Below are 22,503 nucleotides of genomic sequence, written 5' to 3'. Positions count from 1 at the left end.
ACCTCTTCCGCTCACCGTGGGCCTCCTGCGGGGCATGCGTGGCGGAGGCGGACGGGAATCGAACCCGCCAACGGCAGCTCCTGCCGTTCAACGGTTTTGAAGACCGGGCCGGTCACCAGGCCGGACACGCCTCCCCGCGCCACGCGGCCATCTTCGCAAAAGCCGTATACGGGCGCTAACGGAACGCATCCGGAATCATGATCTGCATGACCTCACTGACGGCGCCCGGCGCATCCGTCCGCCTCACCCAGTACGCGCACGGCGGCGGCTGTGCCTGCAAGATCCCGCCGGGCGAGCTGGAGGAGGTGCTACGGGGCCTGGGGGCCGCCGTACCGGTCCGTGACCCCGAGGGTGAACTGCTCGTGGGGCTGGACGACGGTGACGACGCCTCCGTCGTGCGGCTGCCGGACGGCACGGCGGTGCTGGCGACCACCGACTTCTTCCCGCCCGTGGTCGACGACCCCTACGACTGGGGCCGCATCGCCGCGGCGAACGCGCTGTCGGACGTGTATGCCACCGGCGGCCGTCCCCTGCTCGCCGTGAACCTGCTGGCCTGGCCTCGAGGAGTCCTCCCGCTCGACCTGGCCCGCGAGGTGCTGCGCGGCGGCCTGGACATGGCCGCGGCCGCCGGCTGTCACGTCGCCGGCGGCCACAGCGTGGACGACCCCGAGCCCAAGTACGGCATGGCGGTCACCGGCCTGGTCGACCCGGACCGCCTGCTGCGCAGCGACGCCGGAAAACCTGGTGTGCCACTGTCGCTGACCAAGCCGCTCGGCATCGGCGTGCTGAACAGCAGGCACAAGGCCACCGGCGAGGTGTTCCCGCAAGCGGTCGAGGTCATGACGCGGCTCAACCGGGAGGCGGCCGAAGCGGCGCTGGCCGCCGGGCTCACCTGCGCGACCGACGTCACCGGGTTCGGGCTGCTCGGCCACGCCTACAAGCTCGCCCGGGCGAGCGGGGTCACGGCACTGATCGACGCGAACGCCGTGCCCTACCTCGACGGCGCCCGGCAGGCGCTGAGCGAGGGGCACGTCAGCGGCGGCACCCGGCGCAATCTCGCATGGGTACGCCCCCACACCGACCTGTCGGCGGTGAGCGAGGACGAGGCACTGCTCCTGGCCGACGCACAGACCTCCGGCGGCCTGCTGGTGGCCGGCGAAATCCCCGGCGCGCCCGTCGTGGGCGAGCTGCTGCCACGCGGCGAGCACGTCCTGGTGATCCGCTGAACCCGGCTGCGAAGACGACGGCCGTGCCGATGTGTTCTCGCAGACATGGCAGAGCGGCCCCCGCCGACCCGGGCCTTGACCCAGCCGGCGGGCGCCGCCGCGGAAGAGCTACTGCCCTGGGTGCAGAACCACCTTGGTGTAGCCCTCGACGCGCTTGTCGAACTTCTCGTACGCCGTGGGCGCCTCGGCCAGAGGCAGCTCATGGGAGACGACGAAGCTCGGCCGGGCACGCCCCGAGATGATGAGGTCGCGCAGCTGCCGGTTGTAGCGCTTCACGTTGCACTGCCCGGTGCCCAGACGCAGCCCCTTCTCGAAGAGCTTGCCGATCGAGACCATGAGCTTGCCGTGCTTGGCCTGCTCGTCCGGTGCCCCCGGGTCGGCCGGCACATAGAGGCCGGGTATGCCCAGCGCTCCGGTCGGCCGGACGGTCTCGATGATCGAGTTCAGCACGGCCGCGGGCTCCTCGCGGTTCTCGCCCCTGGCCATGGCCTGGTAGCCGACCGCGTCGATGCCCTTGTCCGTTCCTTCGCCGTTCGTCTGCTCCTTGATCTGCTCGACCGGGTTGCCTTCGGCGAAGTTGATCGGGATCGCGCCGATCTCCTCGGCCTTCTGCAGCCGCTCGAGCACCCGGTCGACGACGAACACCTTCGACGCACCGCGGATCATTGCCGAGTAGGCGGCCATGAGTCCGACGGGCCCGCCGCCATACACCACGACACTTTCACCCGGGGAGACCTGGGCGAGTTCGTTGCCGTGATAGCCGGTCGGGAAGATGTCGGCGAGCAGAATGAAATCGGTCTCGTTCGCGGTGCCTTCCGGCAACTTCAGACAGTTGAAGTCGGCGTACGGTACGCGCAGGTATTCGGCCTGGCCCCCGGTCCACGGCCCCATAGCCACATAGCCGTATGCGCCACCGGCGAAGCCCGGATTCACGGTGAGGCAGAATCCGGTGTAGTCGGCCACACAGTTCTTGCAGAAACCGCAGGCGACATTGAAGGGCATGACCACGCGGTCGCCCTTCTTGAGAGAGGTGATCCCCTCACCGAGTTCCTCGACGATGCCCATGTTCTCGTGGCCGAAGACGATGCCCGGTTCGGCGGCGGTGCGGCCCTCATACATGTGCAGGTCAGAGCCACATATGGCGGTGGACGTCACCCGTACGATCACCTCGTTCGGGTGCTGGAGTCGAGGCTTCTGGACCTCTTCCACCGCTACCTCGAACGGTCCTTTGTAGACGACAGCCTTCATATGACACCTCCGATGAGCGGTGCTTGATCGCTGCCGGAGGCCAAACGGCCGTCAACCGAACGTAGCCTGGTGCGAACGGGCAGTAGAAAGGTCGCGGCCGTTCGCCTCACGTGACCCAACTCTCATGGTCCCCCTGTAGAGGAACATGAAACAGGCCAGCTATTGTCAATTAAATTCCGGTTTCAACCTCGCGCCGAATGGGAGGACGAGGAAAGTGACTCAGCGTTTCGGGACCTTGATCGTCCCGGTGCCCGGCATCTCGGGCACCATGTACCCGCCGGGAACGCCGGTGGCCATCAGCGGCCGCGGCTCGTCCGTCGACGCCTTCGTGGACGGCGACTGGCTCCCGCTCGCCTGGTGGGAGTTCGCCGAGGGACTTTCCGAGGGCGTCCCCGACAGCTGACCCTCTACCGCAGGTGGGGCGGACCCACCTGAATGGTGTCGCTGCACACCTGGGTCGGCAGCCGGTGTCCCTTCGCGTCGGTCACGTGCACGAAGGAACCGTAGTCGTGCTTGGCGGGGCGGGGCACCACCACATCGCTGGAGGCGTTGTAGCCCCCCGCGATCCAGCAGCTCATGCGCGGGACGTCGCGTGGCTGGTAGAAGAGCGGGAAGTCGACCGTCCGGCCCGGGTTCAGTACCAGCCGGACCGGCACGGCCTCCTTCTTCGGCGCCGACTCCACGTCCTGCGCCTTGCCGACCCAGACGTGCAGCTGCGGGTAGCCATCGAAGGCGCAGGGCTTCGTACTTCTGTTCCTGGCACTGAGCACGGCCGCCGGCGCGCCTGCCGGCCTGTCGGCCAGGCGAGTCCATTTCCAGCGCAGCTGGGGTGATCCGCAGGCGGCTGGGCGGGGGTGAACCCAAAGGTAAGCGGTCAACCCCGCCAACCCCGCCAACCCCACCAACACCGCCAGGCTGAGTATCAGGATCGTTGCTTTTCGCTGCGCTATCAAAACATCCCCCGTGGAGGCCCTCTGCCTCTGCGGACAGGTAGATGCAGCTACTCCCCGGGAGGTTCCGGCGGACGGGTCGGCGTCAGCCGTGGTAGGAGCTGGTCCGGTAATGGCTGCGGAACTCGGCCAGCAGTTCATCGGTCGCTTCGGCCCCGGCGCTCACGGCGGCGTGGACGTCACGGAAGTAGTTTTCGTAACCGGCGGGGGTGTAGAGGCACAGGGCGCGAGCGAGGACCGACCCTGCATTGCGGAAGCCGTGCGGGGTGCCGCGGGTCGCGGCGAGCAGATGGCCGGCACCTGCGGTCACCTCGCCGTCCCCGGTGTGGAGCGTCAACTCGCCCTCAAGAACGTAGAAGTACTCGTCATGGCCTTCATGCACATGAGGCCTGGCACCGATGGTGCCAGGGGCGAGGCTGAACTCCTCGAAGGCGAAGTGCCCGCCCGTGTGCTCGCCGGTGAGCCGGAAGAAGTGTGCGACACCGGCGACGTCTATGAGTTCACCGTCCTCGGGGCTACGCAGCAGCGGACGGGAGGGAATCCGGGACTGATCATCGGTCATGGGGGCATTGTGGCCCAGGGATCACTGCTTCCGAATCATGCCCTGGTACGGCAGCAGTCCCCTCGAAGTGGTTGGGGGCCGGCTACTCCCGGGGGAGATGCCGACCCCCTACAGGCGGCGACGGCTCAGCCCAGGCCGAGGCTGGAGAGCGCGGTCGTCCAGTCGGTCATGATGGCGTTCTGTGCGTCGTCGAGGCTGACCCGACCGGCGCAGACGGCCTTCTTCAACTTGTTCTCGACGGAGTCCTTCTGGGAAGAGGTGGCGTCGCCGGAGTGCGGCTCTGGCCAGAGGTTCTCCTCGCTCTTGGGTGCACCGCCGAGCTCGAGCGGGACGAAGTGGTCCTCCTCGTAGTCCGAGAGGCTGGTGTCGGAGTAGCCGTACTCGGCGATCTGCTTCTTCTTCAGCGCGTTGGTGTACGAGGTTGAGGGCCGTACGGTCGCGGTCCAGCCGGAGACGCAGATGGTCGAGTCGATGGTGTCCTGGGTGACGTCGGGGTTGAGGTCGCCGGGCGTACAGACCGGGTCGGGCAGGGGGAGGTAGTCCTGGCTGCAGCTCGCGGCGTGGGCGGAGCCGGTGGTGACGGTGAGGCCGGCTGCGGCGAGGGCGAGGCTGGAGAGGGTGGTCACCAGGGGGCGGGGTATTCGGGACATGTGGGGGTCTCCCGGTGCGGTGCCCGGCAGGATTCCGGGCGATCGTGAGCATGACAGCACCGGGATCATCTATGCGAGTAGACCTCTTTGCCCGATCGGGGACTCCCTTGAATGAACGTTTATCCGACTGAGGGTGGTGAGGGGTGAAGTCTTGACGCGGCCTTGACAGCGGGCTCGGGGAGGGGGCTTCGGTGCCCGTCCGTGCGGCATGACGGCTCGTCAACTACACGCTGTGACCTGCGTAAACGCCTGCTGAACCTGGAGTGTCCCGCTCGCACGGCCTCGAATCGATCGCTACGCTGCCCTGGCCACGCTGGCGCCGCCGATGAAGTACTGACGGTCCGGGAACCAGGTAAAGGACATCCGCTCGTCCCCGTCGTTCCGCTGGACGAACACTCTCCTCGGTCATACGGGGGACGGTATGTCGGCGGGGAGCGCGACGGATCGGCGAAGCCACGTGGCAAGGAGTCGGTACGCATACTCAGTCTCCAAGAACCGCCTTGTGCCTCACGATCCCGATCGGAGCTTCCCCGCCGACATCTAAAACATCAGGCGCGGCAGCGCAGCATCTCCAGCGGCGGGTGCGCGAGGAGGTCCGCCCAGAAGTCCTCGCCGAACTCACGGATTCCGGCTTCGGACACCTGCAACGGAACCCACTTCACGTCACTGAACCCGGCCGCCCGCAGACACTCCTCGTAGACCTCGCGGCGCGGGACCGCGGAGACGATGCTGATCGGCTGCGGGTCGAGGAGGGCCGTGACCCGCACCCGCGGACCCGTCTCGATCTCCTCGCCGGTCGGCTCGCAGAGAAACCCGTACTTGTCCAGGGACGGGCAGTCGAACCGGTAGTCGGGCTTCTGGGCGAACACGAAGAACTCACTACCCGGCACCAGACTCCGGTGGATGTTGCGGCACATCCGCTCCATCTCCGCGATGTCCGCAGCGTAGTTGAGGCACTGCACTCCCACCGCGATGTCGAAGCGCCGGTCGAGCGGGCGCAGTTCGGCCACGTCCCCGACCTCGTAGCGCAGCCCCAGCGGGTCACTCTGCTCGATCGCCCGCGCGGCGGCGATCATCTCTACGGAGATGTCGACACCGAAGACACGCGCCGCGCCGCTTCAACTCCCGGCTGTAGAAGCCGGTGCCGCACGCCACGTCGAGAACCGACCTGCCGCTCACGTCCCCGACCATGCCCAGGAAGCTCGGTACCTCCCCGTAACGCATCAGCGGCAGGGACTTGAACCCCTCGAATGCCTCGCCGATCTCGTCGTACTGCTGCACGCTCACGTGCCGCCCCCTCCAGTGTCCCGTCCTGTACGCGGCCACGCCCGCCCTCTGGATACAGAGGCTCGCCGGGCCGCGGTCGTGGCAGAGAGTCTGCTCCGCCCTTGTCCGGCCGCCGTACTGGCAGATGACACGAAGAAGTTGGCCGGGTGACCCTCGTATCACCCATCACCCGCATCGTCACTCGCACTCGCATCAGCTCGGCTTGTCAGCTGCCGCCGATCCCCAGGGCGGCGAGCAGGACCAGGACGAGGGTGGTCACGGCGAACAGGCCGTGGGCCATCACGACCGGCAGCGGGAAGTGGCCTTCGGCGGGGACGGCCCCTTCCGCTCCCTGAGCTGCTGCGGTAGCTGGAGTCGTCCCGGCGGCGGCGCGGTCTCGGTAGACGGGGATCCAGCGGACCAGCATCACGAATCCCAGCAGGGCGACCGGCAGCAGCAGAGCGAACGAAGTCCAGGCCAGGGCGGTCTTGTCGGCCACGACATAGATGATCCACACCACGAGCCCGATCGCGGCCAGGGCGAAGTGCCCGAAGACGGCCGGTGCGGGCAGGTGGCTGGTACCGGATTGCTGCTGCTGGATTCCGCCCCGTTGGATCCAGGTGCCGAGCATGTAGAACCCGCCGAGGGCGGTGACCACCCAGGCGATCAGTGCGGCGATGTCCATGGGGAACTCCCTGGTGATGACCGTGTCGATGGCAGCCGGTCGACGCCGGCGGCCGTGGACGGTGCGTGGGCCGGTCACATGCCGGAGCCTGCGTTTCGCGCGCTGTGGTCAGGCACGAATCCCTCGGCCTGGGTGCTCTCGTCGGCGACCCGTACGCCGTAGCGGTAGGCGAGCTTGCCGCCGAGGAAACCCGAGACGCCCAGGGCCACCATGCTGAGTGCGGACAGGACGAGCTTGCCGACGCCGACACTCCCGCCGTCGGTGTAGGTGCTGTAGCGCCACAGGAAGTTGACGGCGTAGGCGGCGGTCACCGTCAGGTTCAGTGTCATGTGGACCAAGGCGGTGGCATGGGCCGGAGTGCCGGTCGGAATCGCGAACAGGTCGAGGAATCCGACCATGGCCGCCAGCACCGCTCCGATCACGCCTACGGCTATCAACCACTCCGAGCCCTGGGTCAGGAATCCGGGACGGTGCACGACATGGGAAGCGATGTCGAACACCAGGCTGGTCACCCAGGCGCCGATCGGCACCGTGACCAGAATCGGGTGGAACGGGTGGCCGTACGGGCCGGCGAGCGAGGCGCTGACCGGACGCTTCGCCTGAAGCCGCGACTCAGTGACCATCGCAACCTCCCACTAGTTTCACCAATAAGTGTTGGCCTTATTGGGGTGGAACGTCAAGGTACGCAGTACAAGGCGTCAAAACAGCCCTTGTGTCCACTCGCATGGGAGTTACCGTGGTCTCGTGGCTCCTGACCCGACTCCGCAGGCCGACGCGGCCGCCACCACTGCCGACACCGCGATCGACTCCGTCAGCGTCCTGAGCGAGGACTCCCGGCGGCGCATGTTCACCTTCATCCGGCGCGCCCGCCGCGCCGTCACCCGCGACGAGGCTGCGGCCAGCGTCGGCATCTCCCGCAAACTCGCAGCGTTCCATCTCGACAAACTCGTCGACGCCGGGCTGCTGCGCGCCCGCTACGAAACGCCCGGCGGGATCCGCAAGGTCGGCCGACAACCGAAGGTGTACGAACCCACGGATGCGCAGATCACCGTGAGCATCCCCGATCGGCGCCACGAGTTCCTCGCGGAGCTGCTCCTCGATGCCGTTCTGACCGAGGAGGCGGGCGAAAACGCCGCGCAGGCGGCTGTACGGACCGCCGAGCAGCGCGGTCGGCAGATGGGCGAGGCCGCCCGGGACGAGACCCGCCCGGGCCGGCTGGGCCCCGAGCGCGGGCTGACCGCCTGCGAGCGCCTGCTGGACCGGTACGGCTACGAGCCCGTACGGGAAACCCCCACTCAGCTCCGGCTACGCAACTGCCCCTTCCACCCGCTGGCCGCGAAGGCCCCTGACCTGGTGTGCGGCATGAACCAGGCCTTCCTCAGCGGCTACCTCGACGGCCTACAGGTCAACGGAGTCCAAGCCATCCTGGCTCCCGAGCCCGGGGAATGCTGCGTACGGCTGGGCCCGAGCGACGCCGATGGCGATGATCGGCAGACTCGGGGCTGATGACGCGGGGCCGGCCGCCCCACCGTTCCGTATCGGCGCCGGAGTCGCGGTCGGTGTCGCCGGCTACTCCCCGGTACAGCAACCGTCCCCGGATGCCGAGCCCGCGACCGTTTCCAGACGGCAGAAGCAGGACGCCTCGATCGGCACGTCCGCCATCGCCGTGGCGATCTTCAACTGCTGGGCAATGATCAGCGCTTCTCCCTCCCTGCCGAGCCGGACGAGGCATTCGTGGAGGCCGTGCAGGGCCCAGACGTTGCCCGGGTGCTGCAGCGGGCGCGGCAGCGTGTCGTCGAGTCCGAGGTCGGCGCGGTAGACGGCCTCGGCATCCGCGACCAGGCCCTGTTCGAGAAGCAGTGCGCCGTATGCATGCCGGGTGGGCTGCATCCACCCCCACGGCTCGTCGTACGGAAGCCCGTCGTCCAGTTCGATCGACCGGCGCAGCGCCGCGAACGCCGCTTCGTGCTTCCCCTTGCGGTAGGCCAGCTCTCCGTCCAGCATCTGCGCGGCGATCGCCAGGATGTCCGTACAGGAGTTGTTGAACAGCGTTCGCGTCTGGGGGACCCGGGCGACCGCCTCACGGAAGAGCTGACGTTCCGCGTCGGCCTCGTCGACCCGGCCGGTGGCAGAGAGTGCGACTCCGCGCGCGTACCGCAGCATGGCCGTGGTCACGCAGTACAGCTGCGCGTCGGCGGGCATCGGCAGGCTCAGGATGTCGTCCCAGCGGCCGAAGCGGATGAGCACGTGCACCCGCATCGCGAGGAAGCCCTCCAGCCAGTCCGCCATGGGCGGGCTGTCCACGCGCAGCAGTTCCTCGGGCACGGCCGCTTCGAGCCGGTCCGCCGTGTCGATGGCGTCCTGGAAGCGGCCGAGGAACATCGCGCCGTAGATCTTGAAGTGGTAGTTGTGACACCGGTACAGGGTGTAGAAGTTCATCGCTCCGGCGCGGGCGCGGAACTTCTCGTCGGCCGCGATCGCGTCGGCGTTGTCGGAGACCACCCGGCGGTAGTCGCCGCAGAGCACTTCCAGGTGGGACGGCATGTGCTGGAGATGTCCCGCGTCCGGCACCAGGCCGCGCAGCCGGTCGCCCACCGACAGGGCGACCTCGGGGGCCGGGGACATCTCCATCAGGTGGATGTACATGTGAAGCAGGCCCGGGTGCCGCACGCCCGCCTCTGTGGCCATCGCCCGTTCCAGTACCGCTTTGGCCTCGATGGCGCGCGAGCCCGGGGCCGGCCTGCCCGTGCGGATGTCCCACAGCTGCCAGGGTGTGAGGTTCATCAGGGCCTCGGCGTAGAGGGTGGCCACGTCGAGGTCGTCGGGCGCGAGTCCGTGGACGGAGCGCATGCTGTCGGCGTAGGCGGCGCTCCACACGCAACAGTCCTCGGCATCGGGGGACTGGGCCCGTGGACAGCGAGCATGCAATGCGTCGATGAGCGCCTGCTCGACCGGGGTTGCGCCGGCGGCCTTCGCGTGGGCGCGCTGTACGGCGGCGTGCGCACGTTCCACGCTCCGCCCCAGGTCCTTGTCGTCGAAGGACTCCCAGGGCTTGTTGTAGTTGGGGCCGAGCGCGTAGGCCACGCCCCAGTCCGCCATGGCACAGTCGGGATCCGCCGCAGCGGCTGCCTCGAAGCAGCGGACGGCCTCCTCGTGGTTGAAGGCGTACGTCCAGTTCAGCCCGCGGTCGAACCACGTCTGCGCCTCGGAGGACGACGTTGTCACGCGCCGGCCGTGGCTGCCGAGGTCGTAGTACTGCATACGAACTCCTCAAGGCTGTCGGCCAGCCGCCCCGGTTTCCGGGATGGCACGACGGTGGCCGGTGCGACGACCCTAGCGACGGACGGTGGCGATATCGCCTGTTCAGGCAGAAAAATACCCGGACACGGCGTCCGCGTGGAAGCGCGCACTCTCGTATCCCGGGGCACTGACACCGGGTGGGTGCCGCCGCGTGCAGCTGGCCAACGGCTGTCCCGCATAATTCCTGGCGCGCTGGATGACGACCCCAGCTACCCTCCGCTCATGGAGCAGGACCACCCCCTCGTGCGCGAAGTCATCCCGGATCTTGTCACAGAGCTGATCACTCTCCTGGAGCACGAAGGAGAACGCGAGCTGGCTGTCTGCGCGTGGGATCTTCGTCTGGTCGAAGAGTGCGGCTGCGGCGATGACTTCTGCCAGAGCTTCCGGACCGCACCTCATCCGCAGGGCCGGCCATATGGCGCCGGCCACCGCTGCGTGCCGCTCCTGCCCTCGCGAGGCATGCTGTGCCTGGACGTCGTGGACGGCCGGATCATGTACGTCGAGGTCCTCGATCGGCTCGGTTCGTCAGCTCAGTTGCCGTACTGACATGAGTAGATGGCGGTGGTCCTCGTACGTCGCGTCATCCTCGCCCGGTTCGCCACTGATCAGTGCCCGCTGACCGGGGCCCAGAAGTTCCAAGCGCACTCGGGAGGCGTTGAAGGAGTTGAGGGCTTCCAGCAAGTTAGCGGGGTTGAAGGCGACTGCCAGGTCATCGGAGCCGACCAACGCGGCCGCGAGCTCCTGCGAAGCAATGTCGTCTTCGTACCCCGCTTGCAGGAGGACCGTTCCCTGGGCGGAGAAATCGAGCCGGATCGGGCTGTTCGGCGCCGCGACGACCGCGACCCGGCGGACCGCGTCGGCGAGCGCCTCCCGCTGCGTGACCGCGACTGCCGGGCTGTCCAGTGCGAACAACTTGTCGTAGCGCGGCAGCCGTCCTTCGAGCAACCTGAGTGTCGTACGCATCCCGGTTCCCTCGAAGGCCATCAAGCCACCGTCCGAGCCGGCTGAACCGGTCAGCCCGATGCGGATCAGCCCCGACTTCGCCAGCGAACGGGAGATCTCGGTCAGTCGGCGGCCGGGAACCACCACCTGCACCGCTTCGGAACCTGCCACCTCCGGCTTCCATGGCATCGTGCGCACGGCATACCGGTACCGGTCCGTAGCGGCCACGGTCATCGACTCGCCGTCCAGCAGGAGCTGGATCCCCGTGAGCACCGGGAGGGAGTCGTCACGGCCGACAGCTATCACGACCTGCGCGACCGCCGCCGCGAACTCTGCCGCATCCACGCTTCCGCAAACGGGGGGAAGCTCGGGAAGGGCCGGATACTCCTGCGTGGGCAAGGTCGACAGCCCAAAGCACGTACCGCCCCCTTCCAGCGTGAAGCGCGCGCCTTCCAGTGCGCACACCACCATCGTGTCGGGCAACACCCGGCAGATATCCAGCAGTCTGCGCCCCAGCACGAGCACCCGACCGGCTGTCAGCGTGTCCGCCGGGACCTCGATGGTCGCGGACGCCTCGTAGTCGAAGCCCGAGATGCGCAGCCGCCCTTCCGCCGCGTCCAGCATCAAGCCGCCCAGCACGGGCACAGGCGAACGTGCGGGCAACGACCTGGCCGCCCAGGCCACGGCCTCGGCGAGAGCGCTTCGCTCGATCCAGAACTCCATCCGTACATCCCCCATCGCGTCGCACCAGTTGGTCCACGCACGCTATATGCCGCCACTGACAACGCATGGCTCGTGTCGGTGTACCCCGCAGAGGGCGAGGGGGCCCCAGATCCGGTGATGACAGCCAGGTCAACGGCGCCGACCGAGACGACAGTGGCCGAGGTAATGGCCGTGCTGGCCGAGCTCGAGGACCCGAGGACACGCGAGGTGAACGAGAAGCACGGTGACGATCACGGCGTGAACCACAGCAAACTGCGCGCGCTCGCGAAGCGGCTGAAGACGCAGCAGGAACTCGCGCGCCGGCTCTGGGAGACGGACGACACCGCTGCGAGACTACTGGCGATCCTGATCTGCCGTCCGAAGGCGTTCGAGCGTGACGAGTTGGACGTCATGTTGCGCGGGGCGCGCACACCCAAGGTGCAGGACTGGCTCGTGAACTATGTGGTGAAGAAGAGCCCGCATTCCGAAGAGCTGCGCGTGGCCTGGTCCGCCGATCCGGATCCGGTGGTCGCGAGTGCCGGCTGGGCGCTGACCACCGAACGCGTGGCGAAGAGGCCCGAGGGCCTCGACCTCGCAGGACTGCTCGACGTCATCGAGGCGGAGATGAAGGACGCTCCGGATCGCCTGCAGTGGGCGATGAACCACTGCCTGGCTCAGATCGGGATCGAGCACGCCGAGTACCGCACCCGTGCGATCGACATCGGCGAGCGCCTGGAGGTGCTCAAGGACTACCCGACTTCCCCGGGCCGCACGTCACCGTTCGCTCCCGTCTGGATCACCGAGATGGTGCGCAGGCAGGACGACTGGACGGTGGCTTGAGGGTCGTACTCGCGGCGATCGTGTTCGCGGCCACCTCGCATCTCATGGTCGGCGGGCAGGACGGAAGTGCTCCTCCAGGAACTCCGAAACCGTCTCAATGAACGCCTCCGGGGCCGCGTGGTGGATCAGGTGTCCAACCGGGATGGTGGCCGCTCGCGCGTCGGGGATGCGGCGGGCGAGCTCGGTGACGCCGTCCTGGGAAACATGGCTGTGCGGACCGCCGGCGAGCACGAGGGTCTTGGCGCTGATCCGGCTGAGTCGCTGCAGCCACCTGGGATCAGGCACATCGATCTGCCGCCTGACGGCCAGCACCATCTCCCAGTCGAAGGTCAGGGCGCCGTCCGGCCTGGTCGGAGTGGTTCGTTCCCGGGGGCGCGGGATGGGAACGTCCTCCAGGACGAGCCGGCGCACCCTCTGCGGACAGTCCTGAGCGAGCAGGTAGGCCACGACCCCGCCCATGGAGTGCCCGATCAGATCCACTGAGCCAAGTCCCAGTGCGTCCAGGAACCTGAGCACATCGGCCTGCATGAGTTCGAGCGAGTAGTCCCCCGGCCAGTCGCTTCGGCCGTGACCGCGCAGATCGAGGGCGTGCACCCGTCGGCTCCGGGCGAGCGCCGGAACAACCGCGTCCCAGTCGTCGGCATTCTCGCCCATCGCATGCAACAGGACGAGGGGCGGAGCATCCGACGGACCCGACGTCTGACAAGCCAGCCGAACCCCGCCGACGTCGACCATGCGTTGATCAACCATGGCCGGAGGATATGCGGTCAGGGTCTGCCGGAGGATCGGCGTTCACCTGCGGCCGAAACATCCACCTGGTCAGCAGCCCAGATCCTCAGCCATAGAGTTCTGGCTGCTGATCTTCAATTGCCGTCAAGCCATGAGTGCTGACAGGCAGAAAGGTAGGTAGGGCCCGCCCATGACTGATGAGTGGTACGTCCTCATCGAAGAGGACACTCGAGTGACAGAGCGCGTTGAAGGCGGGGAACTGAAGCTGCATCGCTGGACGCTGGTGGGGACTCACCACATCGAGGGGGATGCGGCACATGCCGCAGCGGTGGCCGAGGACGCAGCCCTGCACTACGTGCCGCAGGTGCTCGCTCGGCATGCCCGCCCGGGTGACGAGCCTGCGCGGCATGCTTTCGTCACCCCGGACGGTGCGTGGGTGGTGCTGCTGCGGCAGCGGCACCGGGAGTGCCATATGCGGGTGACCACGGCGCGGCTCATGCATGCACGGGAGGAGAAGGAAGCCCCGCCCAAGACCCTGAAGGAGAAGTTCCGCAGTGCTTGGGAGGGGCCGTCGGCTCCCGAGAAGCCGTGGACGCCGGCCGTGTGAGGTGTTCATGGCCCGGGGCGCTGCGGGCTGCAGTTCGCCTGTGACGGCCCATCAGGGCTCCACGGTGGTCGGGGATAACCGATTGAAGTAAGCATACGGTCGTGCGTATTCTTTGGTGGGGCTCGGGACCGCTGAGCCAGTGCGCCTTGCCGCGAAAGGGATGCCACACATGTCGAATGCCAGCCGCACAGTGAAGGCGGCGCCAAGTGCGCGGCCGGGCTTAGGGGATGCGGTGCCTTGGGTTGCGCTGTCGACCCTCATGATCGGTGTCTTCATGGCGATCCTGGACTCGTTCATCGTCGTCGTGGCCGGTCCAGCCATCCAGACCGATCTCAAGGCGACCGCGAGCTCGCTCGAATGGGTCCTCGCCGGCTACCAGTTGAGCTACGCGGTCTTCATGATCACAGGCGGTCGGCTCGCGGATCTGTACGGGCGCAAGCGCGTCTTCATCATCGGAACGGCGGTCTTCACGCTCTCGTCCATCGCCTGTGCCATGGCCGATGATCCGAGCGTGCTCATCGGTGCCCGAATAGTCCAGGGCCTCGGCGCGGCTCTGATGGTTCCGCAGGTCTTCGCCGTCATCACGCTGACGGTCTCAGCGCAGCACCGGCACCGTGTCTTCGGTGTGTTCGGGGTCGTCATCGGCATGGCGTCGGTCAGCGGTCAGCTGGTCGGCGGCCTCCTGATCGGCGCGAACCTCTTCGGATCCGGCTGGCGCTCGGTGTTCTGGGTGAACATCCCCATCGGCATCGTCACGATCCTGCTGGCCCTCAAGTACGTACCGGAGTCGCGGGCGGAGCAGACCCGCAAGCTCGACGTGCCCGGCGTTCTGGTCCTCAGCGCGGCACTGATGCTGCTCACGTACCCGCTCATCCAGGGGCGGGACGCGGGCTGGCCCTGGTGGACGTGGGCGTGCTTCGTGGGCAGCGCGGCGGCGTTCGCGCTCTTCGTCGCGCTGGAGCGAGCAGTCGACCGGCGCGGTGGTGAGCCACTGATCAACCTGTCACTCTTCGCGCAGCGCTCGTTCTCGCTCGGTATCGTCCTCGTCCTGGTCGTGTATGCGCTTCTGTACTCGTACTACCTGTCGCTGTCCGTCTCGATGCAGGACGGGCTGGGCATGTCGGCCCTCGGTTCCGGGCTTGTCTACACGCCGGCGGCGGTGACCTTCTTCGTCTGCGGCCTGATCGCCGGACGGATCGTCCCGAAGTACGGCCGCCGTGTACTGGAGGTCGGTGCGGTCGTCCTCGCGGTCGGCTATCTGACGACCGCCGTGGTTCTGCTGTCCGGGCCGCGTCTGACGCCTCTGCTCATCATCCCGACCCTGATGCTGCAGAGCGTGGGAGGCGGTTTGCTGATCACTCCACTGCTCCACACGGTTCTCGCGCGGATCGATCCGCAGTCAGCAGGCATGGCCTCGGGCTCGCTGTCCACCGCCCAGCAGGTCGGCGCTGCGCTGGGCGTGGCGGTCGTCGGAGCAGTGTTCTTCCACTCCTTCCAGACAGGCGCCGTCTCGGGCGACAAGGTGCACGCGGCGGGACACGCATTCGCGCTGACGTCCCTGACGACCTTCGCCATCGCGGCGCTCGCGGCCCTGCTGGTGTTCCTCTTGCCGAAAGCGCCGTCGCCGAAGGCCTGACGACGTGGAACAGGTGCCGGCGCCTCCGGGGAGCGAGTCCCAGGAAGCGCCGGCACCTGTTGCGCCGCACGGCCCGGTACGAGGAGTGCTCAGGCCGATTTCAGGAGATTCTCCACGGTGCGACGAACCTTGGCGATGACGTCATCGTCTCCGAGGCGGAGAGCCGTGTTGGCCGCGCAGAGCACGGAATCGATCTGAAAGACCGCGAGGTCGACGTCGAGTTCAGCGATCTCGTGGGACTCGACGGCGTTTCGCAATTCCTTCGCGATGGTGTCGAGCCATTCCTGCTGGTTGTGGACCAGGGCGTCGCGGATCGCTCCCGGCTTGCTGTCGAAACGGGCGATGTTCGCGACGCGGAAGCAGCCGCCTTCGAACAGTGGGGTTTTGGCGTAGTCGAACCAGTGCTCTATCAAAGACCGCAGCCGCTCGACTCCGGGGGCCGCCTTCCTCGCCGGGCGGACGACCGCGTCGATGAACATTGCGCGCGCATAATCGATGGTCGCGAGCTGGAGCACTTCCTTGGACCTGAAGAGGGTCTGGATACCCGCCTTGCTCATACCCGTGTCGGTCGCGAGACGGCCGAAGCTCACGTCGTCCAGCCCGTCGAGGGAGGCGATGTCGACGGCGCGCCGCAGTGCGGTCTCACGCGCTCGCGCACCTTTGAGCAGGCGCTTGTCAGTGATCGACACCGCGTCAGTCCGCGTGACGAAGCTTCCCGTCCCAGTATCCATACGGTCGATCGTACATTTTGTGGGTGATGGGCGGGAGTGCCCGGCATTCCGGTTGGCCTGGCGCACCGGCGTTCAGGGCGTGCGGCGGGCCAGGGTGGCGGCCAGCGACCTGGCCATCTCGCTCGCCATGACGGCCTGGCCCGACGTGGAGAAGTGGATGCGATCCGCACTCAGCAGGTTCTCCCGGGAGTTGACGGGGTGATCCCACATGTCGACGACGACGACGTCGTACTCGGCGGCAAGGGCGCGGGTGAGGTCGTTCAGGGTGAGTACGCGCTCCGTCCAGTCGGGGAAGACCGGCACGACGTAGGAACGCCCCAGGGTGAACGTGGTGAGCTGTGCACCTGTCTCAGTCGCCAGGTCGTACAACTTGCGCATGCCCTGCTCGATCTTCCCGAAATCCGGTGAGCGGCGCAGGAGGTCGTTGGCGCCGCACGGGATGTGCAGCAGGTCCGGGGCGAAGTCCCGTATCTCGTCGATCTGGTGGTCGAGGGTGTCCATCGTCGTGGCACCGATCACTGCCGTGTTCAGGTAGGCCAGATCGGGCCTCACCTGCCGCAGGATGTGGGCGAATCGATCGGACCAGCCCTGGTTCCCGTAGCCGACGCTCTTGTCCCCCGTCCCTGCGGAGAGGCTGTCCCCGATCACGGCGTAGCGCTGCCAGGGGGCATCGAACAGCAGTGCCGCAGCATCGACTGTGGCCAGGCAGTACGGGTCGGTCTCCTCGGTGAAGGATGTCGAAGTCACCACTAAAGCATGCGGTCGACCGTATGTAATGTCAACGTCGAGGCGACGCCTTCCCGGTGCTCCCTGAATCGCAGTCATACGAGGGATGTACTGCCTGGTAACTTCTGCGGGTGATCATTTCCTCCCCCTTAAACCGTCTCGCACGCGTCACGCTGATATCCGTCCTCTCCCTGGCCGTGCTGCCCGCCGCCCCCGCCACCGCCGCTGATACGACAACCCCACATCTCGACGCCGTGGAACGCACCTTGCGCGAGGTCTCGCCCGGCCTCGAAGGGGACGTGTGGGAGCGGACGAGCGGCAACCAGCTCGACGCCGCGGACGGTGACCCCGCCGGCTGGCTGCTCCAGACGCCTGGCTGCTGGGGCGACGCAGACTGCAAGGACCGCGTAGGCACCAAGCGGCTGTTGGTGAAGATGACCGAGAACATCTCCCTGGCGACGCGGACCGTCGACATCTCAACTCTCGCGCCCTTCCCGGACGGTGCCTTCCAGGACGCCATCGTCGCCGGCCTGAAGTCCTCCGTGGCCTCCGGTCACAAGCTCAAGGTCCGCGTCCTCGTCGGCGCCGCGCCCCTGTACCACATGAACGTGCTGCCCTCGAAGTACCGGGACGACCTGCGCAGCAAGCTCGGCCCGGCGGCCGACGCCGTCACGCTCAACGTCGCCTCGATGACCACGTCGAAGACCGCCTTCTCGTGGAACCACTCCAAACTCCTGGTCGTCGACGGGGAGTCCGCGATCACCGGCGGCATCAACGACTGGAAGGGCGACTACCTCGACACCGCCCACCCGGTCACCGACGTCGACCTCGCCCTGACCGGCCCCGCCGCCGGCACGGCCGGCCGGTACCTGGACCAGCTGTGGAGCTGGACCTGCCGCAACCAGAGCAACATCGCCAGCGTCTGGTACGCCGCCTCCGGCGGAGGGGACTGCATGGCGACCATGGAGCGGGACACAAATCCGCGAGCCGTCCCGGCCACCGGCGACGTACCGGTGATCGCCGTCGGCGGGCTCGGCGTGGGCATCCAGGACACCGATCCCACCTCCGCCTGGCATCCGACCCTGCCGTCCACGTCCGGCACCCGGTGCGTGGTCGGGCTGCACGACAACACCAACGCCGACCGCGACTACGACACGGTCAACCCCGAGGAGAGCGCGCTGCGTTCACTGATCTCCAGTGCGACCAGCCACATCGAGATCTCGCAGCAGGACCTCAACGCGACCTGCCCGCCGCTGCCCCGCTACGACACCCGCGTCTACGACGCCCTCGCCTCGAAGCTCGCCGCCGGCGTCAAGGTGCGCATCGTCGTCAGCGACCCTGCCAACCGCGGCGCGGTCGGCAGTGGAGGCTACTCGCAGATCAAGTCCCTTTCCGAGATCAGCGACGTACTGCGCAGCCGGCTCGCCCAGGTCACCGGCGACGAACACAGCGCCACGGCAGCGCTCTGCTCCAACCTGCAGCTCGCGTCCTTCCGCAGCTCCCCGAACGCGAAGTGGGCCGACGGACACGCCTACGCGCAGCACCACAAGCTGGTCTCGGTCGACGGTTCCGCGTTCTACATCGGCTCGAAGAACCTCTACCCGGCGTGGTTGCAGGACTTCGGGTACATCGTCGAGAGCCCCCACGCCGCCCAGCAGCTCGACACCCAGCTGCTGAGCCCGCAGTGGTCCTACTCCAAGGAGTCCGCCACGGTCGACTACGAGCGGGGGATCTGCCAGATCTGAAGTCCCGCCGCCCGCAAGGAAGTCCGCGGACAGCCCGGACACCCACCCGCTCAAGGCGATTTCAACTGGCCTGATCACCAAGCCGCGAGCTACTCGGCGATGCCTCGGGTGAGCAGGACCATGGTGACGAAGGTGCGGTACAGGCGGACGGGGTCGTCGTCGCGTAGGCGGACGGTGAGTTCGTCCGCACGGACCACACCGTTGATCCAGGTCACCATCTCGGCCAGGTCGACGTTGCGGAAGCGGACGGTCAGGGTGGCCGGCAGGGCGATCGCGGGCAGTTGGGCGTCGGCCAGCCGCCGCACCGCGGCACCGGCGGCCTCCGTGATCACCTCACGAGCCTCTTCCGGGTGCAGGCTGTCGGCGGCGAAGCGGGAGACCGAGTTCTTCACCACCGCCGCCTGGACACCGGGGCAGAACGGCTCGATCTGCGCGGCGGTGACGTCGTCGCCCGTGATCAGCACGACCGGTACCCGGTGTCCGAGCGCGACCAGGGCATTGATCCCGGCCTCCCCGGTCGGCACACCGTTCAGCCGGACCTCGGCGATCGCGCGCGGGTTGTAGGTGTGCGACAGCGTCGCCGGGGCACCGGACATGGAGCCGTGGTACGAGACGAAGAAGACCGCGTCGAACGACTCGTCGAGCCCCTGCATCATGTACAGCGGCTTGTGCCGGCCTGACAGATAACGTGCCCGGTGCGCCAGCCGGTCCGGGCGCAGGTTGGACATCGCCGAGTGCGAGTCGTTGACCAGGAACGCCCGTGCGCCGGCCGCCGCCGCGCCTTCGATCGCCGCGTTGACCTCCTGCTCCAGCAGGTCCCGGTAGTAGCCGTACTCGGAGCCCGACGGCCGGCACTGGTCCCAGTCGACGACCCCCGCGGTGCCCTCCATGTCCGACGAGATGAAGACCCTCATCCGTGCGCTCCCCTCAACAGCCGCCAACATCCTGGGCGTTCACGATCGGATCATCGCCCGTGGCCGGGCAAGACCGGTAGTTGGCACCCACATGACCGTGGACCGCGCCGAGCGCCGTGGCATTGGCCCTGCTTCTCCAGGTTCCCGAGCATGCTGCTGCCCGCCCCGCACATGGCGGCCAGGACGCCCCCGCACCACACCCGTGGACCGGTACAGTGCCCGCCGTGATGGTGGGCACGGAAGATACCCGGCTGGTCGTGCTGCGCGGTAACAGCGCCTCGGGAAAGTCGTCCGTCGCGGCCGGCCTCCGCGAGAAGTTCGGCCGCGGCTTGGCCTTGGTCGGCCAGGACAACCTGCGGCGCATCGTCCTCGCCCGGCACGCCACCAAGCAACTGCCGGGTGAGTACGGCGAGGCGGAGATGCGCGGCTTGTACCGGGAACACGATCTGCTGCCTGGCGGCATCGAGACCGTCATCGGCGCGGACAGCACGCTCGCGGCGACGGTCGACCGCATCATGCTCGACACCGGCCTGGCCTGCCTCCCGGCCTCGGACCGCTGACACACCGGGCCCCGCACCTCAGTTGTCGTCCCGTCAGGACAGGGGTGTGTTGCGCAGGTTGCGGAAGAAGGCTCGGATGTCGTCAACGAGCAGGTCGGGCTCTTCCAACGCTGCGAAGTGGCCTCCTCGATCGAACTCCGTCCAGCGGACGAAGTTGTTGGTGCGTTCGGCGATGTGGCGCAGGACGATGAAGTTCTCGGGTGGCTGTCGTCAATAGGGGGTGTGGGCGCGCTTGTAGTAGATCCGCCCGGAGGAGCCGGCAGCAGGGCGTCGCGGACCATGCCGGTCCTTTCCGGGGGCGGCCTGGTCACCATGGCGCTGGGGCTGCGCGGCCATGAAGACACCTCCACGGACACTGTTGCCGAGGAGCTGAAGCTGGCGGCCGAGCTGGCGGTTCGTGCACGGCAACGGGATCGATGACGACGAGCTGCGGACGCTCGCCGACGCCGGCAGTTCGATGTCGATCAGCCCGGACGTCGAGCTGAAGATGGGGTTCGGCTGGCCGTTGACCGGCCGCGTGCTGGCCGCCGGCCTGCGTCCGACGCTGTCCGTCGACGACGTCCCGGCGGCCGGTGGCGACATGTTCTCCACCCTGCGCACCGCCTACGCGGTGCAGCGCGGCTTGGACGGCGGCCTGCGCTCCCGGGACCTCCTGGAGTTCGCCACCGTCGACGGCGCCCAGGCGTGCGGGCTCGGCGCCCGGACAGGCAGCATCAGGCCCGGCAAGGACGCCGATGTGATCTTGCTGCGCGCCGACGACCTGACCGTGTTCCCGGTCACCGACCCGGCTGCCACGACCGTCTCCGCCGGCCATCCCGGCCTTGTCGACACGGTTCTCGTCGCCGGCCGTGTGGTCAAGCGCGACGGCGCGCTGGTGGACGTGGATCTCCCCGCGCTGAGGACCCGACTGGTGGAATCACGCAACCGGATCGCGGCGGCCGCCGCATTCCGCTCGACGGCACGTGGCGTCCGCGGCTGGCATCGGAGTAGCAGTGCAGGGGCCCTTCATGCGGGAGGCCCCGACTCCGTGTCGGGACGACATTACCTGGGTGGTAATCGCGCGTCCCGGGTGGGGCGCGGCATGGTGGGGTCATCGGGTTTCGGGCCGGCGCACTCCGGCCCGAAACCCGGACCAACTGACTTGAGTGGCATGCCACTTCACCGGAACGGGAGTCTTATCATGTCGATCTACGTTGCCGCTGTCACCCGTTACTTCGAGGCGTGGAACGCCACGGACACCGACGCGCTCGCCAAGGCGGTCGCCGCGGCGTGGTCCGAGGACGGCACCTACACCGACCCGCTGGCCGACGTGCGCGGCCACGAGCAGATCGCCGCGGTCGTCCGGGCCGCGCAGGAGCAGTTCCCCGGCTTTGAGTTCAGGCTGGCCGGTGACGTGGACGGCAACCATCACATCGCCCGCTTCGGCTGGGAGCTGGTGTCCACCACCGACGGCTCTGCACCGGTCGCCGGCTCGGACGTGGTCACCCTGGCCGAGGACGGCCGGATCACCTCCGTTCTCGGCTTCCTCGACCGGATTCCTGAGGCATGAGTGGAGCAGGGCGACTAAAGGGTGTTGCACAAGGCTCTGAGCTGGGCATCTCCTGTGTGGCTGCGGTGTCACGTGCTGAGCGGGTGTGGGTGGAGACGTTCACGGGGCTGCGGATGGCGCAGTTTTCGGGTCTGTTGAGGGTGGTGCGGGAGCGGGGCGGCAACGGGACGCTGCGGGGCGGGCCGTGGTCCTTGCCGCTGGCCGAGCGGGTGCTGATGGTCGCGGTGTGTACTACCGAACGAACCTGACCATGCGGCAGCTGGGCCCGTTGTTCGGCGTCTCCTCCTCCAGGGTCTGCCGGGTCATCCAGCGGCTGGGACCGTTGCTCGCGCGGGAGCCCGTTTCCCGCCCGGCCGATGCCCCGGAACGGATTTGGATCGTGGACGGCACCCTCATCCCGGTCCGCGACCGGGGTGTGGCTGCCTCCAGTCGCAACTACCGGTTCTTCGCGAATGTGCAGGTCGTCGTGGACGCGGACACGCGGCTGGTGATCGCAGCTGCGCGTCCGGTGCCGGGAACCACGGCGGACGCGCATGCCTGGCGCGCTTCCGGGCTCAGCGAGCACTGTCAGGGCGTGACGGTGCTCGGTGACGGCGCGTATCTCAACTGCGGAATGGCGGTGCCGCACCGCAAACGCCCCGGGCGAGCTCTGCCGAAGGGCGAGGAGGACGACAACGCCGAGCACCGCAGGGTCCGCGCCCGTGTGGAACATGTGATCGGCCGGATGAAGAACTACAAGATCCTCCGCGACTGCCGCCAGCGCGGCGACGGGCTTCATCACGCGGTCCAGGCCGTCGCCCACATGCACAACCTCGCCCTCACCGCATGAGCAGACAACCCCGCTCACTGACTCTGGCCTGCCCGAAGACAGCCTTGTGCAACACCCTTCAGGGCCTGTTGCGAAACGGTTGATCCCGCACTCGACCGCGTGCCGC

At 67.8% G+C, this 22,503-nt stretch carries 22 protein-coding genes, 1 tRNA gene and 4 pseudogenes; 12 read left to right on the top strand and 15 right to left on the bottom strand.

Features of this window, described 5'->3' with window-relative positions:
• Positions 1-39: 39 nt before the first annotated feature.
• Positions 40-134 (bottom strand) — tRNA-Sec (locus tag ACFYZZ_RS26750).
• A 72-nt stretch (positions 135-206) separates the two neighbouring features.
• Here ACFYZZ_RS26750 and selD point away from each other — a divergent pair.
• Complete coding sequence (gene selD, locus ACFYZZ_RS26745) at positions 207-1,226, top strand: selenide, water dikinase SelD (protein ID WP_389180717.1); 1,020 nt, start codon at positions 207-209, stop codon at positions 1,224-1,226.
• 108 nt (positions 1,227-1,334) lie between these two features.
• On the opposite strand, the gene ACFYZZ_RS26740 is transcribed toward selD, so the two are convergent.
• On the bottom strand, positions 1,335-2,474 hold the full coding sequence (locus ACFYZZ_RS26740; RefSeq protein ID WP_386579993.1) for a glutathione-independent formaldehyde dehydrogenase: 1,140 nt from the start codon (positions 2,472-2,474) through the stop codon (positions 1,335-1,337).
• Between the two features lie 214 nt (positions 2,475-2,688).
• Here ACFYZZ_RS26740 and ACFYZZ_RS26735 point away from each other — a divergent pair, with 214 nt between their 5' ends.
• Positions 2,689-2,877, top strand: a complete 189-nt coding sequence (locus tag ACFYZZ_RS26735; protein WP_386579995.1) for a hypothetical protein — start codon at positions 2,689-2,691, stop codon at positions 2,875-2,877.
• A gap of 4 nt (positions 2,878-2,881) precedes the next feature.
• Here ACFYZZ_RS26735 and ACFYZZ_RS26730 read toward each other — a convergent pair whose 3' ends face one another.
• The 6 genes and pseudogenes from ACFYZZ_RS26730 to ACFYZZ_RS26705 all read right to left on the bottom strand — a co-directional run bounded on the left by ACFYZZ_RS26730 (position 2,882) and on the right by ACFYZZ_RS26705 (position 7,210).
• Complete coding sequence (locus tag ACFYZZ_RS26730; protein WP_389180714.1) at positions 2,882-3,565, bottom strand: DUF4232 domain-containing protein; 684 nt, start codon at positions 3,563-3,565, stop codon at positions 2,882-2,884.
• Positions 3,510-3,986: a cupin domain-containing protein gene (locus ACFYZZ_RS26725; RefSeq protein WP_389180711.1), complete on the bottom strand. Its 477-nt coding sequence runs from the start codon at positions 3,984-3,986 to the stop codon at positions 3,510-3,512. Before ACFYZZ_RS26725 ends, ACFYZZ_RS26730 begins: the two co-directional genes overlap by 56 nt.
• A gap of 125 nt (positions 3,987-4,111) precedes the next feature.
• Positions 4,112-4,636, bottom strand: a complete 525-nt coding sequence (locus tag ACFYZZ_RS26720) for a hypothetical protein (RefSeq protein ID WP_389180708.1) — start codon at positions 4,634-4,636, stop codon at positions 4,112-4,114.
• A 548-nt stretch (positions 4,637-5,184) separates the two neighbouring features.
• Positions 5,185-5,923: pseudogene (locus tag ACFYZZ_RS26715) on the bottom strand (class I SAM-dependent methyltransferase).
• Between the two features lie 205 nt (positions 5,924-6,128).
• The gene (locus ACFYZZ_RS26710) at positions 6,129-6,587 is read right to left on the bottom strand and encodes a hypothetical protein (RefSeq protein ID WP_389180705.1); all 459 of its coding nucleotides are present in this window, start codon (positions 6,585-6,587) and stop codon (positions 6,129-6,131) included.
• Between the two features lie 74 nt (positions 6,588-6,661).
• Positions 6,662-7,210 carry a DUF2231 domain-containing protein gene (locus ACFYZZ_RS26705; RefSeq protein ID WP_389180702.1) on the bottom strand — a complete coding sequence of 183 codons (549 nt, stop codon included), beginning with the start codon at positions 7,208-7,210 and terminating at the stop codon, positions 6,662-6,664.
• A 121-nt stretch (positions 7,211-7,331) separates the two neighbouring features.
• Here ACFYZZ_RS26705 and ACFYZZ_RS26700 point away from each other — a divergent pair, with 121 nt between their 5' ends.
• On the top strand, positions 7,332-8,093 hold the full coding sequence (locus tag ACFYZZ_RS26700) for a helix-turn-helix transcriptional regulator (RefSeq protein WP_389180700.1): 762 nt from the start codon (positions 7,332-7,334) through the stop codon (positions 8,091-8,093).
• Between the two features lie 63 nt (positions 8,094-8,156).
• Here ACFYZZ_RS26700 and ACFYZZ_RS26695 read toward each other — a convergent pair whose 3' ends face one another.
• The gene (locus ACFYZZ_RS26695) at positions 8,157-9,848 is read right to left on the bottom strand and encodes a tetratricopeptide repeat protein (RefSeq protein ID WP_389180698.1); all 1,692 of its coding nucleotides are present in this window, start codon (positions 9,846-9,848) and stop codon (positions 8,157-8,159) included.
• Positions 9,849-10,109: 261 nt separating this feature from the next.
• On the opposite strand from ACFYZZ_RS26695, the gene ACFYZZ_RS26690 reads away from it, so the two are divergent.
• Positions 10,110-10,433: a hypothetical protein gene (locus ACFYZZ_RS26690; protein WP_389180694.1), complete on the top strand. Its 324-nt coding sequence runs from the start codon at positions 10,110-10,112 to the stop codon at positions 10,431-10,433.
• Here the strand turns inward: ACFYZZ_RS26690 and dnaN are convergent.
• Entirely contained in the window at positions 10,413-11,552 is a 1,140-nt protein-coding gene (gene dnaN / locus ACFYZZ_RS26685) for a DNA polymerase III subunit beta (RefSeq protein WP_389180689.1), read from the bottom strand. The two genes, ACFYZZ_RS26690 and dnaN, sit on opposite strands and share 21 nt — an antisense overlap.
• Positions 11,553-11,717: 165 nt before the next feature.
• Here dnaN and ACFYZZ_RS26680 point away from each other — a divergent pair, with 165 nt between their 5' ends.
• Positions 11,718-12,371, top strand: coding sequence for a DNA alkylation repair protein (locus tag ACFYZZ_RS26680; RefSeq protein WP_389180687.1), 654 nt, complete (start codon positions 11,718-11,720; stop codon positions 12,369-12,371).
• Between the two features lie 42 nt (positions 12,372-12,413).
• On the opposite strand, the gene ACFYZZ_RS26675 is transcribed toward ACFYZZ_RS26680, so the two are convergent.
• Positions 12,414-13,106 (bottom strand): alpha/beta fold hydrolase, encoded by a 693-nt coding sequence (locus ACFYZZ_RS26675; RefSeq protein ID WP_389180992.1) that lies wholly within the window; start codon positions 13,104-13,106, stop codon positions 12,414-12,416.
• A 184-nt stretch (positions 13,107-13,290) separates the two neighbouring features.
• Here ACFYZZ_RS26675 and ACFYZZ_RS26670 point away from each other — a divergent pair, with 184 nt between their 5' ends.
• Entirely contained in the window at positions 13,291-13,707 is a 417-nt protein-coding gene (locus ACFYZZ_RS26670) for a hypothetical protein (protein ID WP_389180684.1), read from the top strand.
• 139 nt (positions 13,708-13,846) lie between these two features.
• Positions 13,847-15,343, top strand: a complete 1,497-nt coding sequence (locus ACFYZZ_RS26665; protein ID WP_389180681.1) for an MFS transporter — start codon at positions 13,847-13,849, stop codon at positions 15,341-15,343.
• Between the two features lie 89 nt (positions 15,344-15,432).
• On the opposite strand, the gene ACFYZZ_RS26660 is transcribed toward ACFYZZ_RS26665, so the two are convergent.
• Together ACFYZZ_RS26660 and ACFYZZ_RS26655 are read right to left on the bottom strand one after the other, a co-directional pair.
• Positions 15,433-16,074 carry a TetR/AcrR family transcriptional regulator gene (locus ACFYZZ_RS26660; protein ID WP_389180678.1) on the bottom strand — a complete coding sequence of 214 codons (642 nt, stop codon included), beginning with the start codon at positions 16,072-16,074 and terminating at the stop codon, positions 15,433-15,435.
• A 72-nt stretch (positions 16,075-16,146) separates the two neighbouring features.
• Entirely contained in the window at positions 16,147-16,821 is a 675-nt protein-coding gene (locus tag ACFYZZ_RS26655; protein ID WP_389180675.1) for an SGNH/GDSL hydrolase family protein, read from the bottom strand.
• 110 nt (positions 16,822-16,931) lie between these two features.
• Between ACFYZZ_RS26655 and ACFYZZ_RS26650 the strand changes: the two genes are divergently transcribed.
• A complete protein-coding gene (locus ACFYZZ_RS26650; RefSeq protein ID WP_389180672.1) occupies positions 16,932-18,545 on the top strand; it encodes a phospholipase D-like domain-containing protein in 1,614 nt (537 codons plus the stop codon).
• A gap of 89 nt (positions 18,546-18,634) precedes the next feature.
• On the opposite strand, the gene ACFYZZ_RS26645 is transcribed toward ACFYZZ_RS26650, so the two are convergent.
• On the bottom strand, positions 18,635-19,459 hold the full coding sequence (locus ACFYZZ_RS26645) for a M55 family metallopeptidase (RefSeq protein WP_389180669.1): 825 nt from the start codon (positions 19,457-19,459) through the stop codon (positions 18,635-18,637).
• A 227-nt stretch (positions 19,460-19,686) separates the two neighbouring features.
• Between ACFYZZ_RS26645 and ACFYZZ_RS26640 the strand changes: the two genes are divergently transcribed.
• Positions 19,687-20,019, top strand: a complete 333-nt coding sequence (locus tag ACFYZZ_RS26640) for a hypothetical protein (RefSeq protein WP_389180989.1) — start codon at positions 19,687-19,689, stop codon at positions 20,017-20,019.
• Positions 20,020-20,052: 33 nt separating this feature from the next.
• Here ACFYZZ_RS26640 and ACFYZZ_RS26635 read toward each other — a convergent pair.
• A pseudogene (locus tag ACFYZZ_RS26635) lies at positions 20,053-20,280 on the bottom strand (alpha/beta fold hydrolase); the annotation flags it as partial.
• Between the two features lie 136 nt (positions 20,281-20,416).
• On the opposite strand from ACFYZZ_RS26635, the pseudogene ACFYZZ_RS26630 reads away from it, so the two are divergent.
• From ACFYZZ_RS26630 to ACFYZZ_RS26620, 3 genes and pseudogenes are all read left to right on the top strand, one after another.
• Positions 20,417-20,815, top strand: a pseudogene (locus ACFYZZ_RS26630) (amidohydrolase family protein); the annotation flags it as partial.
• Positions 20,816-21,199: 384 nt separating this feature from the next.
• Entirely contained in the window at positions 21,200-21,568 is a 369-nt protein-coding gene (locus tag ACFYZZ_RS26625) for a nuclear transport factor 2 family protein (RefSeq protein ID WP_389180986.1), read from the top strand.
• Between the two features lie 56 nt (positions 21,569-21,624).
• Positions 21,625-22,397 (top strand): annotated as a pseudogene (locus tag ACFYZZ_RS26620) (transposase family protein).
• Positions 22,398-22,503 lie beyond the last annotated feature (106 nt).

The organism is Streptomyces sp. NPDC001816 (assembly GCF_042892235.1).
Taxonomy (GTDB): Bacteria; Actinomycetota; Actinomycetes; order Streptomycetales; family Streptomycetaceae; genus Streptomyces.
This window is presented reverse-complemented; position numbering and strand designations above follow the sequence as displayed.

Coding starts and splice junctions, on each gene's coding strand:
- selD (WP_389180717.1), top strand. CDS start 207: ATGACCTCACTGACGGCGCCCGGCGCATCCGTCCGCCTCACCCAGTAC.
- ACFYZZ_RS26740 (WP_386579993.1), bottom strand. CDS start 2,474: ATGAAGGCTGTCGTCTACAAAGGACCGTTCGAGGTAGCGGTGGAAGAG.
- ACFYZZ_RS26730 (WP_389180714.1), bottom strand. CDS start 3,565: ATGAACTGCTGGCCGAGTTCCGCAGCCATTACCGGACCAGCTCCTACC.
- ACFYZZ_RS26725 (WP_389180711.1), bottom strand. CDS start 3,986: ATGACCGATGATCAGTCCCGGATTCCCTCCCGTCCGCTGCTGCGTAGC.
- ACFYZZ_RS26720 (WP_389180708.1), bottom strand. CDS start 4,636: ATGTCCCGAATACCCCGCCCCCTGGTGACCACCCTCTCCAGCCTCGCC.
- ACFYZZ_RS26710 (WP_389180705.1), bottom strand. CDS start 6,587: ATGGACATCGCCGCACTGATCGCCTGGGTGGTCACCGCCCTCGGCGGG.
- ACFYZZ_RS26705 (WP_389180702.1), bottom strand. CDS start 7,210: ATGGTCACTGAGTCGCGGCTTCAGGCGAAGCGTCCGGTCAGCGCCTCG.
- ACFYZZ_RS26695 (WP_389180698.1), bottom strand. CDS start 9,848: ATGCAGTACTACGACCTCGGCAGCCACGGCCGGCGCGTGACAACGTCG.
- ACFYZZ_RS26690 (WP_389180694.1), top strand. CDS start 10,110: ATGGAGCAGGACCACCCCCTCGTGCGCGAAGTCATCCCGGATCTTGTC.
- dnaN (WP_389180689.1), bottom strand. CDS start 11,552: ATGGAGTTCTGGATCGAGCGAAGCGCTCTCGCCGAGGCCGTGGCCTGG.
- ACFYZZ_RS26680 (WP_389180687.1), top strand. CDS start 11,718: ATGGCCGTGCTGGCCGAGCTCGAGGACCCGAGGACACGCGAGGTGAAC.
- ACFYZZ_RS26675 (WP_389180992.1), bottom strand. CDS start 13,106: ATGGTCGACGTCGGCGGGGTTCGGCTGGCTTGTCAGACGTCGGGTCCG.
- ACFYZZ_RS26670 (WP_389180684.1), top strand. CDS start 13,291: ATGACTGATGAGTGGTACGTCCTCATCGAAGAGGACACTCGAGTGACA.
- ACFYZZ_RS26660 (WP_389180678.1), bottom strand. CDS start 16,074: ATGGATACTGGGACGGGAAGCTTCGTCACGCGGACTGACGCGGTGTCG.
- ACFYZZ_RS26645 (WP_389180669.1), bottom strand. CDS start 19,459: ATGAGGGTCTTCATCTCGTCGGACATGGAGGGCACCGCGGGGGTCGTC.
- ACFYZZ_RS26640 (WP_389180989.1), top strand. CDS start 19,687: ATGGTGGGCACGGAAGATACCCGGCTGGTCGTGCTGCGCGGTAACAGC.
- ACFYZZ_RS26625 (WP_389180986.1), top strand. CDS start 21,200: ATGTCGATCTACGTTGCCGCTGTCACCCGTTACTTCGAGGCGTGGAAC.